The sequence below is a fragment of the Piscinibacter sp. XHJ-5 genome (genome assembly GCF_029855045.1).
GTDB lineage: Bacteria > Pseudomonadota > Gammaproteobacteria > Burkholderiales > Burkholderiaceae_C > Albitalea.
In genome coordinates, this window is the sequence record NZ_CP123228.1 from 3070435 (window position 1) to 3084219 (window position 13785).

At 67.6% G+C, this 13785-nt stretch carries 11 protein-coding genes; 10 read left to right on the forward strand and 1 reads right to left on the reverse strand.

Going from position 1 to position 13785, the window contains the following annotated elements; all coding sequences use genetic code 11:
* Positions 1–15 precede the first annotated feature (15 nt).
* Positions 16–807 carry an enoyl-ACP reductase FabI gene (gene fabI, locus P7V53_RS14490; protein ID WP_280156175.1) on the reverse strand — a complete coding sequence of 264 codons (792 nt, stop codon included), beginning with the start codon at positions 805–807 and terminating at the stop codon, positions 16–18.
* A gap of 260 nt (positions 808–1067) precedes the next feature.
* Between fabI and rimP the strand changes: the two genes are divergently transcribed.
* The 10 genes from rimP (at position 1068) to P7V53_RS14540 (ending at position 13783) form a co-directional block, all read left to right on the forward strand.
* Positions 1068–1613 carry a ribosome maturation factor RimP gene (gene rimP / locus P7V53_RS14495; RefSeq protein WP_280156515.1) on the forward strand — a complete coding sequence of 182 codons (546 nt, stop codon included), beginning with the start codon at positions 1068–1070 and terminating at the stop codon, positions 1611–1613.
* The gene (nusA, locus tag P7V53_RS14500; RefSeq protein WP_280156176.1) at positions 1613–3091 is read left to right on the forward strand and encodes a transcription termination factor NusA; all 1479 of its coding nucleotides are present in this window, start codon (positions 1613–1615) and stop codon (positions 3089–3091) included. Before rimP ends, nusA begins: the two co-directional genes overlap by 1 nt.
* Positions 3092–3145: 54 nt before the next feature.
* Positions 3146–6034 (forward strand): translation initiation factor IF-2, encoded by a 2889-nt coding sequence (gene infB, locus P7V53_RS14505; protein ID WP_280156177.1) that lies wholly within the window; start codon positions 3146–3148, stop codon positions 6032–6034.
* 75 nt (positions 6035–6109) lie between these two features.
* Complete coding sequence (rbfA, locus tag P7V53_RS14510; RefSeq protein WP_280156178.1) at positions 6110–6475, forward strand: 30S ribosome-binding factor RbfA; 366 nt, start codon at positions 6110–6112, stop codon at positions 6473–6475.
* Between the two features lie 10 nt (positions 6476–6485).
* A complete protein-coding gene (gene truB / locus P7V53_RS14515) occupies positions 6486–7433 on the forward strand; it encodes a tRNA pseudouridine(55) synthase TruB (protein ID WP_280156179.1) in 948 nt (315 codons plus the stop codon).
* Positions 7430–9247, forward strand: a complete 1818-nt coding sequence (typA, locus tag P7V53_RS14520; RefSeq protein WP_280156180.1) for a translational GTPase TypA — start codon at positions 7430–7432, stop codon at positions 9245–9247. Before truB ends, typA begins: the two co-directional genes overlap by 4 nt.
* Before the next feature lie 102 nt (positions 9248–9349).
* Complete coding sequence (locus tag P7V53_RS14525) at positions 9350–10213, forward strand: DMT family transporter (protein ID WP_280156181.1); 864 nt, start codon at positions 9350–9352, stop codon at positions 10211–10213.
* Positions 10210–11292: an enoyl-CoA hydratase/isomerase family protein gene (locus tag P7V53_RS14530; RefSeq protein ID WP_280156182.1), complete on the forward strand. Its 1083-nt coding sequence runs from the start codon at positions 10210–10212 to the stop codon at positions 11290–11292. The genes P7V53_RS14525 and P7V53_RS14530 overlap by 4 nt, the downstream gene beginning before the upstream one ends.
* A 71-nt stretch (positions 11293–11363) precedes the next feature.
* A complete protein-coding gene (locus P7V53_RS14535) occupies positions 11364–12956 on the forward strand; it encodes a wax ester/triacylglycerol synthase family O-acyltransferase (RefSeq protein WP_280156183.1) in 1593 nt (530 codons plus the stop codon).
* 29 nt (positions 12957–12985) lie between these two features.
* Positions 12986–13783, forward strand: coding sequence for an alpha/beta fold hydrolase (locus P7V53_RS14540; protein ID WP_280156184.1), 798 nt, complete (start codon positions 12986–12988; stop codon positions 13781–13783).
* The last annotated feature ends 2 nt before the right edge of the window (positions 13784–13785 follow it).

Genomic DNA, 13785 nt, shown 5'->3' on the forward strand with positions numbered 1-13785 from the left:
CACGCCCGCCAGCGGCTAGGCGGACACTTCCGAGCCGCCCGCCATCGCGTGGCTGAAGCCGCCGTCGACATAGGTGATCTCCGACGTCACGCCGGCGGCCAGGTCAGACTGCAGGAAGGCGGCGACGTTTCCGACGTCGTCGATGGTGACGTTGCGACGCAGCGGGGCGTTTGCGGCGACCACGTCAAGGATCTTGCCGAAGCCCTTGATGCCCGAAGCGGCCAGCGTCTTGATCGGGCCGGCCGAGATGCCGTTGACGCGCACGCCCTTGGGGCCCAGGCTGGACGCCAGATAACGCACGCTGGCTTCCAGCGAGGCCTTGGCGAGGCCCATGGTGTTGTAGCCGGGCACGCTGCGCAGTGAACCGAGATAGCTCAGCGTCAGCAGTGCAGAACCGGTACGCAGGCGCGGAGCGGCGGCCTTGGCCATGGCCGGGAAGCTGTAGCTGGAGATGTCGTGGGCAATGCGGAAGGCCTCACGGGACAGGCCCTCCAGGAAATCGCCGGCAATCGCCTCGCGCGGAGCGAATCCGATGGCGTGCACGAAGCCGTCGAACTGGGGCCAGACCTCACCCAGCTGCGCGAAGGCCCGTTCGATCTGCGCGTCGTCCGCGACATCGAGCTCGAAGGTATGGCTGGAGCCGAATTCGGCCGCGAACTCGGCGATACGTTCCCTGAAGCGCTCGCCCTGGTAGCTGAACGCGAGCTCGGCGCCTTCGCGGTGGCACGCACGTGCGATGCCATAGGCGATGGATCGGTTGTTCAGCACGCCGGTGATCAGAAAGCGCTTGCCGGCCAGGAATCCCATGGTGTCTCCCCGTTGGATGTCAGCCCGCGATTTTGGCACGCGGCCGGTGGGCGTCCGGGTTCGCCCGCCCGGGCGTCGTGAAGCCTTGGCGAACCCCGCGCGACAGGTGGACTTGACAGGCGCAGGTGTTGCTTGTACTGGCACATCGGGCTACAATCTTCTTTTCCCGAGAAAGCTGCATGGGCGGATTCTTCCAGCCCATTTTTTTTGCTTGGGACCTTTTTCTCAATCGCTTTTTGAACACGCAGATTTCGACATCGATGAATTGGCAGGCCGCAGTGGAGCGCACCGTCACCGGGTTGGGCTACGACCTCGTGGACACCGAGCGCAGCGCTCGCGGGCTCCTGCGCGTCTTCATCGACCGGCTGCCGAACGACCCGCAAGGGGAATTCGTGACCGTGGACGACTGCGAAAGGGTGACCCGCCAGCTCCAGCACGTGCTGGAGGTCGAGGGTTGCGCCTATGAAAGGCTCGAAGTGTCGTCGCCCGGGCTGGACCGGCCGCTCAAGAAGCCGGCCGACTACGCCCGCTTCGCCGGACAGTCCATCGAGCTCACGCTGAAGCTGCCGTTCCAGGGACGCAAGAAGTACCAGGGAGTGCTCGGCGCCCAGGAATCAGGCAACGGCTGGCGTGTGGTCTTCAACGACGGCAAGGGCGACCAGGCGCTCGATTTCTCGCTGGAAGAGGTGCGCGAAGCCCGGCTCGTGCCGGTGGTCGATTTCAAGGGGCGCCGGTTCGCGCCGGCCCCGGTGGCTGCGGCGGACGACAAGCCGCAAGCCGATGCAGAGGTTGGAGGTCGAGAATAATGAACCGCGAATTGTTGATGCTGGTGGACGCCATCTCCCGCGAGAAGAGCGTGGACCGTGAGGTGGTGTTCGGCGCCGTCGAGGCGGCGCTTGCGTCGGCGTCGAAAAAGCTGCACGGCGGCGATGTGGACATCCGCGTCTCCGTCGACCGCGAAACCGGCGACTACGAGACCTTCCGCCGCTGGCACGTCGTTCCAAACGAGGCTGGTCTGCAGCTGCCCGACTCGGAGATCCTCCACTTCGAGGCGCTCGAGCAGATCGCCGACATCGAGGTCGACGACTACATCGAGGAGCCGGTGGAATCGGTCTCCATCGGCCGCATCGGTGCGCAGGCCGCGAAGCAGGTCATCCTGCAGAAGATCCGCGATGCCGAGCGCGAGCAGCTCCTCAACGACTTCCTGTCGCGCGGCGAGAAGATCTTCGTCGGCACGGTCAAGCGTCTCGACAAGGGCGACATCATCGTCGAATCGGGCCGTGTCGAAGGACGTCTGCGCCGCAGCGAGATGATCCCCAAGGAGAACCTGCGCACCGGCGACCGCGTGCGTGCCTTCATCGCCGAGGTGGATCCCACGCTGCGCGGGCCGCAGATCCTGTTGTCGCGCAGCGCTCCGGGTTTCATGATGGAGCTGTTCGCCCAGGAAGTGCCCGAGATCGAGCAGGGCCTGCTCGAGATCAAGAGCTGCGCCCGCGATCCCGGCAGCCGCGCCAAGATCGCCGTCCTGTCGCACGACAAGCGTGTCGATCCGATCGGCACCTGCGTCGGCGTCCGCGGCTCTCGCGTCAACGCTGTCACCAACGAGCTCGCAGGCGAGCGTGTCGACATCGTGCTGTGGTCCGAGGACCCGGCGCAGTTCGTCATCGGCGCGCTGGCCCCGGCCAACGTGCAGTCCATCGTCGTGGACGAGGAGCGCCATGCGATGGACGTCGTCGTCGACGAGGAGAACCTCGCGATCGCGATCGGGCGCGGCGGCCAGAACGTGCGCCTGGCCTCCGAGCTCACCGGCTGGCGCATCAACATCATGACCGCCGAGGAGTCGGCGTCCAAGCAAGCCGAGGAGAGCGACACCGTGCGCAAGCTCTTCGTCGAGAAGCTGGACGTCGATGCCGAGGTGGCCGACATCCTGATCGCCGAGGGCTTTTCCAGCCTGGAAGAAGTCGCCTACGTGCCCATGCAGGAAATGCTCGACATCGAAGGCTTCGACGAGGACACCGTCAACGAGCTGCGCACCCGTGCCAAGGACGCGCTGCTGACGATGGAAATCGCCCGCGAGGAGAAGGTCGAGGACGTGTCGCAGGACCTGCGCGACCTCGAAGGGCTGAGTCCCGAGCTGATCGAGAAGCTCGCCGACGGCGGCATCCACACCCGCGACGACCTCGCTGACCTGGCGGTCGACGAGCTGACCGAAATGACCGGTGTCGACGAAGCGCACGCCAAGGCGTTGATCATGAAGGCTCGCGAACACTGGTTCACTGCCTGATCCGCCGTCAACCGAACGCAAGCCGCACCGCAAGACCCAAGCAAGGATTTCACAATGGCTGTGACCACCGTCGCCCAACTCGCCGCAGAGCTCAACCGCTCCGCCACGGCGCTGCTCGAGCAGCTGCAGTTGGCCGGCGTCAGAAAGGCGTCGACGGCTGACACGCTGACCGACGCGGACAAGGAACGGCTGCTCGACCATCTGCGCTCCGCCCACGGTACTGCCGGCGGCGAGCGCAAGAAGATCACGCTCACCCGCAAGTCGACCAGCGAGATCAAGCAGGCAGACGCCAGCGGCAAGGCCCGCACCATCCAGGTCGAAGTGCGCAAGAAGCGCACCTTCGTCAGGCGCGACGACTCGCCGGTCGCACCCGAGGCGCCGGCCGCACCGGCGGTCGACGAGGCCGAACTGCAACGCCGCGAGCTTGAAGCGCAGGCGCAGGCCGAGTTGCTGCGCCGCCAGGAGGAGGAGCTCGAGGAGAAGCGCCGCCAGCGCGAAGAGCAGGCACGCCTCGAGCGCGAAGCGGCCGAAGCGCGCCAGCGAGAAGCCGCTGAAGCCGCGGCGAAGGCCGCCGCGGAACAGGCCGCTGCAGCGGCAAAGGCGGCAGCTGCCGCGCCGGTGACCAAGGCGACTTCCAAGGGCGCCGCCAAGCCAGCGGCCGCGGCACCGGTCGCCGCCGCGCCGGTCGCGGCGGCGGTCCCCGCCGAGGCGCCCAAGCCGGCGCTGCGCGTCATCAAGGCCGCCGACGTCGTCGACGAGGAGAAGCAGCGCGCCGCCGATCTGGCCAAGCGCCGCAAGGCGGCCGAGGACGAAGCCGCTGCCATCCGCGCCATGATGTCGCAGCCGAAGAAGGTGCTGACGGCCAAGAAGCCGGAGGAAGTCGCCAAGCCCGAAGCGGGCAAGGAAGGCATCAAGGGCACCATCCACAAGGCCGCCGCGGCCCCGGGGACGGCCGCTGCGGCCGCGCCGGGCGCGGCCAAGCCGGGCGACAAGAAGTCCGTCAAGTCGGAGAAGCTGTCTTCGAGCTGGGCGGACGACGCGGCCAAGAAGCGGGCCGTCAAGGGCCGCAGCGACATGCCCGCCGGCGGTGCTCGCGCGGGCTGGCGTGCGCCGCGCGGCGGGTCGCGCCGCGGCGAGCGTGGCGATGGCGGTGTGTCGAGCTTCATCGCTCCGGCAGAGCAGCAAGTGCAGGAGGTGCACATTCCCGAGACCATCAGCGTCGCCGACCTGGCGCACAAGATGTCGGTCAAGGCCTCCGAGGTCATCAAGCAGCTGATGAAGCTGGGCCAGATGGTCACCATCAACCAGCAGCTGGACCAGGAGACGGCGATGATCGTCGTCGAGGAAATGGGCCACAAGGCGTTCGCCGCCAAGCTGGACGATCCCGAGGCCTTCCTGGCCGAAGAGGGCGAGGGCGAGCAGGCGCACGAGATGCTGCCGCGCGCACCCGTGGTCACCGTCATGGGCCACGTCGACCACGGCAAGACCTCGCTGCTCGACTACATCCGCCGCGCCCGCGTGGCGGCAGGCGAGGCGGGCGGCATCACGCAGCACATCGGCGCCTACCACGTCGACACGCCGCGCGGCATGATCACCTTCCTCGATACGCCGGGCCACGCCGCCTTCACGGCGATGCGCGCGCGCGGCGCCAAGGCGACCGACATCGTCATCCTGGTGGTGGCCGCCGACGACGGCGTCATGCCGCAGACCAAGGAAGCGATCCACCACGCCAAGGCCGCCGGCGTGCCCATCGTCGTCGCGATGAACAAGATCGACAAGCCCGAGGCCAACGTCGAGCGCCTCAAGAGCGAGCTGGTGGCCGAGGAAGTGGTGCCCGAGGACTTCGGTGGCGATTCGCCGTTCGTGCCGGTGTCGGCCAAGACCGGCCAAGGTGTCGACGATCTGCTGGAGCAGGTGCTCCTGCAGGCCGAGGTGCTCGAGCTGAAGGCCGCCAAGGACGCGCCGGCCAAGGGCCTTGTCATCGAAGCGCAGCTCGACAAGGGCCGCGGTCCGGTGGCCACCGTGCTGGTGCAGTCGGGCACGCTCAAGCGCGGCGACGTCGTGCTGGCGGGTTCCAGCTACGGACGCGTGCGGGCCATGCTCGATGAGAACGGCAAGCCCACCGCCGAAGCCGGCCCTTCGCTGCCGGTCGAGATCCAGGGCCTGACCGAGGTGCCGCAGGCCGGCGACGAGTTCATGGTGCTTGCCGACGAGCGCCGCGCACGCGAGATCGCCACCTTCCGCCAGGGCAAGTATCGCGACGTGAAGCTGGCCAAGCAGCAGGCCGCCAAGCTCGAGAACATGTTCGAGAACATGGGGCAGGGCGAGGCGCAGACGCTGGCGCTGATCATCAAGGCCGACGTGCAGGGCTCGCAGGAAGCGCTGGCCCAGTCGCTGACCAAGCTGTCGACCGACGAGGTGCGGGTGCAGATCGTGCACGCTGCGGTGGGCGGCATCAGCGAGAGCGACATCAACCTGGCGATTGCCTCCAAGGCCGTCATCGTGGGCTTCAACGTGCGCGCCGATGCGGGCGCGCGCAAGCTGGCCGAGGGCAACGGCGTCGACATCCGCTACTACAACATCATCTACGACGCGGTCGACGAGGTGAAGGCCGCGATGACCGGCATGCTGGCGCCGGAGCAGAAGGAAGAAGTCATCGGCACGGCGGAGATCCGCACCGTTTTCGTGGCTTCCAAGATCGGCACCGTGGCCGGCTCCATGGTCACCTCCGGCGTGGTGCGCCGCGGCGCGCGCTTCCGCCTGCTGCGCGACAACGTGGTCGTCTACACCGGCGAGATCGAGTCCGTGCGCCGCCTGAAGGACGATGTGCGCGAGGTCAAGGAAGGCTTCGAGTGCGGTATCAAGCTGAAGAACTACAACGAGATCAAGGAAGGCGATCAGCTGGAGTTCTTCGAGGTCAAGGAAGTCGCTCGCACGCTGTAGCAGGCGGAGCGGGCCTCATCCCCGAACCCCGCCTGAGGACATCAGGCGGGGTTTGTGTTTGATGGGGAGCCCAAGATGAAGCACAAGCGATCCATTCCCAACCGCGCCTTTCGCGTCGCCGACCAGATCCAGCGCGACGTGGCCGAGCTCATCCGGGAGCTGAAGGACCCGCGCATCGGCATGGTGACCATCCACGCGGTGGAGGTGTCGCCCGACTATGCGCATGCCAAGGTGTTCTTCTCGCTGCTGGTCGGCGATCCGCACGAGTGCGAGGAAGCGCTGAACGAGGCGGCCGGCTACATCCGCAATGGCTTGTTCAAGCGGCTGCAGATCCACACGGTGCCGACATTGCATTTCGTCTTCGACCGGACGACGGAGCGGGCGGCGGAGCTGAATCTGCTGATCAACCAGGCGAACGCGAACCGGGCCAAGGAAGACTGAGACGACTCGCATGCAGGCCGCCGCGCAACGCATCCCCCGACGCCCCGTCCACGGCGTCCTCCTGCTCGACAAGCCGCTCGGCCTGTCGAGCAACGATGCATTGCAGAAGGCCAAGCGGCTCTATCGCGCGGAGAAGGCCGGTCACACCGGCACGCTGGATCCGTTGGCGACCGGCCTGCTGCCCCTGTGCTTCGGCGCGGCGACCAAGTTCTCGCAGGTCAGCCTCGACGCCGACAAGCGCTACACGGCCACGCTGAAGCTGGGCATCACCACCCGCACCGGCGACGTCGAAGGCGAGGTGTTGCAGCGTCGCGCGGTGAACGTGGACGCCGCCGACCTGCGCGCCGCCTGCGCGCGCTTCGTCGGCGAGATCGAGCAGGTCCCGCCGATGCACTCGGCCCTCAAGCGCGACGGCAAGGCACTGTACGAATACGCACGCGCCGGTATCGAGATAGAGCGCCAGCCGCGCCGCGTTGCCATCCGCGAGATCACCCTGATGGGCGGCCTGCACGACGAGTGGATCATCGACGTGCGCTGCAGCAAGGGCACCTACATCCGCACGCTGGCCGAGGATATCGGCGAGGCGCTTGGCTGCGGCGCCCACCTGATCGCGCTGCGTCGAACCGGCAGCGGCCCGCTCACGCTGCAAGGCAGCGTGACCCTCCAGCAGCTTGCCGTCATGAGCGAGGCAGGCCGCGACGCGACGCTGCTGGACGCCGACACGCTGCTGGCCGAGTGGCCCGCCGTGCGCCTGGACGACCAGGACGCCGGCCGCTTCCTCAGCGGCGTGCGCCGCCGACTCCCGCTCGCCGACGCACCGAACGTGCGGGTGTACGGGCCGCAGCCCAAGGCCTTTCTTGGCAGCGGCCACATCGCCGGCGGCGAACTGATTTCCAACAGGCTCTTGAGCCCGGTGGAGGTGCAAGGCCTCCTGCAAGCTCGAGAGAACACAGCATGACCCGACAGATCCGAAACATCGCCATCATCGCCCACGTCGACCATGGCAAGACGACGCTGGTCGACCAGCTGCTGCGGCAAAGCGGCACCTTCCGCAGCAACGAAAAGGTCGCCGAGCGCGTGATGGACAGCAACGACCTCGAGCGCGAGCGCGGCATCACCATCCTGGCGAAGAACTGCGCGGTCGAGTGGCAGGGCACGCACATCAACATCGTGGACACCCCGGGACACGCCGACTTCGGCGGCGAGGTCGAGCGTGTCCTGTCGATGGTCGACAGCGTGCTGCTGCTGGTCGACGCCGTCGAAGGCCCGATGCCGCAGACGCGCTTCGTCACCAAGAAGGCGCTGGCGCTGGGACTCAAGCCGATCGTCGTCGTCAACAAGGTCGACCGGCCGGGCGCGCGCGCCGACTACGTGATCAACGCCACCTTCGACCTGTTCGACAAGCTCGGCGCGACCGAGGAGCAGCTCGACTTTCCGGTCATCTTCGCCTCGGGCCTCAACGGCTGGGCGACCCTCACCAAGGGTGAGACGGGCACGGACCTGGCGCCGCTGTTCGACGCCATCCTGCGCCACGTGCCTGCGCACGAGGGCAGTCCCGCTGACCCGCTGCAGCTGCAGATCTGCTCGCTCGACTACTCGACCTACGTCGGGCGCATCGGCATCGGCCGCGTCAACCAGGGCACGCTCAGGCCCATGCAGAACGTCGCGGTCTACAGTGGCCCGGACAGCGCCCCCTTCACCGCGCGGGTCAACCAGGTCCTCAAGTTCGAGGGTCTCGAGCGCCAACAGGCCAGCGAAGCCGGCCCGGGCGACATCGTGCTGATCAACGGCATCGAAGGCATCGGCATCGGCGTCACGCTGACGGACATCGAGAACCCGGTGCCGTTGCCGATGCTGAAGGTCGATGAGCCGACGCTGACGATGAACTTCTGCGTCAACAATTCGCCGCTGGCGGGCCGCGAAGGCAAGTTCGTCACCAGCCGACAGATTCGCGACCGGCTCGACCGCGAGCTGCAGTCCAACGTCGCGATGAAGGTGCGCGACACCGACGAGGATGGCGTGTTCGAGGTGTCGGGCCGCGGCGAGCTGCACCTCACGATCCTGCTGGAGAACATGCGCCGCGAAGGCTACGAGCTTGCAGTGTCCAAGCCTCGCGTGGTGTTCAAGGAGATCGACGGCGAGCGCTGCGAGCCCATGGAGCTGGTGACCGCCGATGTCGAGGACCAGCACCAGGGCGCGGTGATGCAGGCGCTGGGCGAACGCAAGGCCGAGCTGGTCAACATGGAGCCCGACGGCATGGGCCGCGTGCGCCTCGAGTACCGCATCCCGGCGCGCGGGCTGATCGGCTTCCAGAACGAGTTCCTCAACCTCACGCGAGGCACCGGCCTGATCAGCAACATCTTCGACAGCTACGAGCCGTACAAGGGCGAGATCGAAGGTCGCAAGAACGGGGTGCTGATCAGCCAGGACGACGGCGAGGCGGTGACCTACGCGCTCGGCAAACTTGATGACCGCGGCCGCATGTTCGTCAAGGCGGGCGATCCGCTGTACGAAGGCATGGTGATCGGGATTCACTCGCGCGACAACGACCTCGTCGTCAATCCGGTGCGCGCCAAGCAGCTCACCAATTTCCGCGTGTCAGGCAAGGAAGACGCGATCAAGATCACGCCGCCCATCATCCTCACGCTGGAGTACGCAGTCGAATTCATCGACGACGACGAGCTCGTGGAAATCACGCCAAAATCCATCCGCATCCGCAAGCGCCACCTGAAGGAACACGAACGCAAGCGCGCCAGCCGCGAGGCCGCATAGCCGCTTCGCGGCTCGCGCGGCGGACCTGATGTGGCACCCCTGTCCCCGCCAAGCGGGTTCCAGCTTGAACGACCAGCCGGCAGTCGCCGGCAACGAACTTCGATGAGTCATCGCCGTGCCCTCGCGGGAATGATCGTGGTGACGCTCCTGTGGAGCATCGCCGGCGTCGTCACCCGCTTTCTCGATTCGGCCCAGAGCTTCGAGGTGACGTTCTGGCGCAGCCTGTTCACCGCGATCCCGCTGGGCGCGTACTACGCGGTCGCGCACGGCCGCCAGACGCCCCGGCTGCTGATGGCGGGAGGCAAGGCGCTGTGGATCTCGGGCCTCATGTGGAGCGTGATGTTCACCTGCTTCATGGTGGCCATCACGCTGACCACCGTCGCCAACGTGCTGGTGACGATGAGCGTGGCGCCGCTGTTCACGGCCTTGCTCGCGCGCTTCATGCTGGGCCATCCCGTGAAACCGCGCACCTGGCTCGCCATCGTCGTCGCGGGCGCCGGCATCGCGTGGATGTACGGCGCGAACGTCAGCGCCGACAGCCGGCATCTGATGGGCACGCTGGTCGCGCTCGGCGTGCCGATCGCCGGGGCGATCAACTGGAACATCCTGCAGCGCAGCGGCCAGTCGGTCGACCTGGTGCCCGCGCTGCTGATCGGCGCGCTGATCTCCAGCGCCGTGACCTTGCCGCTCTCGATGCCGTTCCAGGCGACAGCGCACGACATCGGTCTGCTGGCCATGCTGGGGTTGTTCCAGCTCGCCATTCCCTGTGCGCTGTCGGTGCGGCTGGCGCGCTTCCTGCCCGCGCCCGAGATCTCGCTGCTGGCGCTGCTGGAAATCGTCTTCGGCATCGCCTGGGCCTGGCTGGGCGCCAACGAGCAGCCGGCGCCGCAGGTGCTCACCGGCGGCGCGCTGGTGCTGGGCACGCTGGCATTGAACGAAGCCTGGGGCCTGCGGCGTCGGGCATGAGCCATGACGAAGCCCTCTGGGTGGTTGCCGAGCGACACCGCGGCATCGGACTGCTCACGCTGAACCGGCCGCACGCGCTGAACGCACTGTCCCTGGGGATGGTCCGCGCGATCGGCGAGGCCTTGCAGGCATGGCGCGACGATGGCGAAATTGCCGCCGTCGTGATTCGCGGCACCTCGCGGGAGGGCAAGAGTCCTGCCTTCAGCGCCGGCGGCGACCTGCGCTTCTTCCATCAGGCGGCACTGGCAGGCGACCCGCTGCTCGACGACTTCTTCACCGAGGAGTACCGGCTCGACCACCTGGTGCATCGATATCCGAAGCCGGTGGTCGCGCTGATGGACGGCATCGTGATGGGCGGCGGCATGGGCATCGCGCAGGGGGCGGCGCTGCGCGTCGTCACCGAGCGCACGAAGATGGCCATGCCCGAGACCGGCATCGGGCTCTTTCCGGACGTCGGAGGCGGCTGGTTCCTGTCGCGCTGTCCCGGCCGCATGGGCGAGTACCTTGCGCTCACCGGGCACGTGCTCGGCGCCGGCGACGCGATCGCCTTGGGGCTGGCCGATGTGCACGTGCGCGCCGAAGACTTGCCCGCGATGCTGGAGTCGCTGCTCGACCAGCCGATGGACAACGAAGCGCAAGTGCGTGCCGCGGTGGCCGCTCGCGCGCAAGCCGCACCTGGCGGGTCACTCTTGGCGCACAGCGCAGCCATCGATCTGCATTTCGCGCACGCCAGCGTGGGCGCGATCGTGAACTCGCTGCGGCAAGACCGCGACGAGTGGGCCCAGCAGACGCTCGCCGTGCTGTTGCGCCGCTCGCCGCTGATGCTGGCCGTGACGCTGGAGCAGCTTCGGCGCGCCCGCACCATGACCCTGGCCGACGATCTGCGCATGGAGCGCATCCTCGTGTGGCACTGCTTTCGCCATGGCGAGACGATCGAAGGCATTCGCGCATTGACCATCGACAAGGACCGCGCGCCGCGCTGGAATCCGCCGCGCATCGAAGACCTCTCGCCGCAGGCCGCGCTGGCCTTCTTCGCCGACCCGTGGCCGGCCGGCAAGCATCCGCTCAGCGGGTTGTAGGGCTTCCCCTCAGGGCCGCCGCCGACAGGCGGTCCTAGCATGGCCGCAGCCAACACCAAGGAGGATCCCGCATGAAGCAGCTCTCGGGGCTGGACGCCAGCTTCCTGTACATGGAGACGCCCGAGATGCCGATGCATGTGGGGGCGCTGCACGTGTTCGAGCTGCCGGCGGGCTACAAGGGCGATTTCGTCGCCGACATGCGACGCCACATGGCCGCACGGCTGCCGCTGGCGCCGGCATTGCGGCGAAAGCTCGCATGGATGCCGTTCAACCTTGCCAACCCCGTGTGGGTCGATGCGGTGCCCGATCTCGACGAGCACATCGAGGCCGTCAAGCTGCGCAAGGGCGCGACCATGACTGACCTCGAAACGCAGGTCGGAAAGCTCCATCCCTTGCTCATCGAGCGCGACAAGCCGCTGTGGAAGTTCTATGTCTTCGAAGGCATGGCGCCGGGGCCGAACAAGGAAAAGCGCTACGGCATGTACACCAAGCTGCATCACGCGGCCGTGGACGGCCAGGCCGCGGTGGCGCTCGCGGCCGCCATCCTCGACGTGAGCCCCGAGCCGCGCGACATCCAGCACGAGCAGCGCCCGCCGAAGAATCTGCACATCGGAATGGCCGAGATGCTGAGCGGCGTGTTCGCCAACCAGCTCCAGCAGTACGCCAACGTGGTCAAGAACCTGCCCTCGACCGTGGGTGCGCTGTCCCAGGTGGCGCGGCAAGGCGCGAGCGGCGTCACCGGGGCGGCGGTGGCCAAGGTGCGGGGCAAGTCCAAGCCGGCGGAAGAATCCGTGAGCCTGGGCCTGGCGCCCCGCACTCGGCTCAACGCGTCGGTCACGCCGCTGCGCGCCTTTGCGTCGGCCAGCCTGCCGATGGCCGAGCTGAAGGCGCTGCGCCGCGCGCACGACGCGACGCTCAACGACGTCGTGCTGATGGTCTGCAGCGGAGCGCTGCGACGCTACTTCCTCGACCACGGGCCGTTGCCCCGAAAGTCGCTGGTGGCCGCGGTGCCCGTGTCCACGCGCACGGCGGGCGACACCTCGTCGAACAACCAGGCGTCCATGACCGTCGTCAACCTCGGCACCCACGTGGCCGATCCGATGAAGCGGCTGCTCTACGTGAAGGCGGCCACCGCGGCGATGAAGGCGTCCCTGGGCAGCGTGAAGACGCTGATGCCGATCGATTTCCCGTCGCTCGGCGTGCCGTGGCTGATGAGTGCGGTGAGTGCCGTGTACGGCCGCGCGAAGGTGGCCGACCGCATCCCGCCGATCGCCAACGTCGCCATCTCCAACGTGCCGGGTCCGGCCTTCCCGCTCTTCATGGCAGGCGGCAGGATGCTGGTGAACTACCCGACCTCCATCGTGGTGCACGGTGTCGCGCTCAACATCACGGTGCAGAGCTACAACGAGTCGCTCGACTTCGGGATGATGGCCTGCGGCAAGGCGATGCCGCAGGTCGCCGAGCTGGCCACGCACATCCACGAGGCCTTCGCGGAACTGAAGGCCCTGCCGCCGACGGTGGCGCCGGCTTCCGACGCCACGCAAGCGAAGACGCCTGGTACGCCGGTTGCACGGAAGAAGCGCGCCGCGCGCCCGTCGCCTGTCGCAGACGCGACACGAGCGACTAGGGCAAGCGCTCCTTCGAGACCCGCATCGCATCGCTGACAATGGCCGCATTACTTCGCACGTTTCGCATGCCGATTTCCGCCCCGCGCAAGCAGAGCAACATCAACGAAGAAGGCATCAAGGCACCGAACGCTTTCCTGATGATGCTGGAGGGCAGGGCGCCGTGGGAGTACGCGGCGATGGTGGCGGCGATGCCCTGGCTGCGCAAGCTCCCGATGGGAGACGGCCATCCCATCCTCGTCTTCCCCGGCCTGGGCGCTGCCGACTTCACCACCTGGCCGCTGCGCCACTTTCTCGAAGGACGCGGCTACAAGACGCATCCCTGGCAGCAGGGATTCAACTTCGGGCCCCGCGAAGGCGTGCTCGAGCAGTGCATCGAGCAGGCGAGGTCCATCCACGACCAGCACGGTCGGCCGGTGAGCCTGATCGGCTGGAGCCTGGGCGGCATCTATGCACGCGAGGTCGCGAAAGCGCTGCCGCGCCAGACGCGCTGCGTGATCACGCTGGGCACGCCCTTCACCGGCAATCCGCGCGCGACCAACGCGTGGCGCTTCTACGAGCTGGTCAGCGGCCACAGGGTGGGCGATCCCGAGGTCATCGCGCAGGTGCGCAAGCCGCCGCCGGTGCCCACCACCTCCATCTACTCGCGCACCGACGGCATCGTCGCGTGGCGATGCAGCGTCAACGACGCGGGACCGCTGGCGGAGAACATCGAGGTGCATGCGAGCCACGTGGGCATGGGCATGAACCCGATCGCGCTGTATGCCGTCGCCGACCGGCTGGCGCAGGATCCCGCGCATTGGGCGCACTTCGACGCCTCCGGCGCGCGGCGGTGGTTCTTCCGCACCGGCCTGGCCGCTGCCTGAGC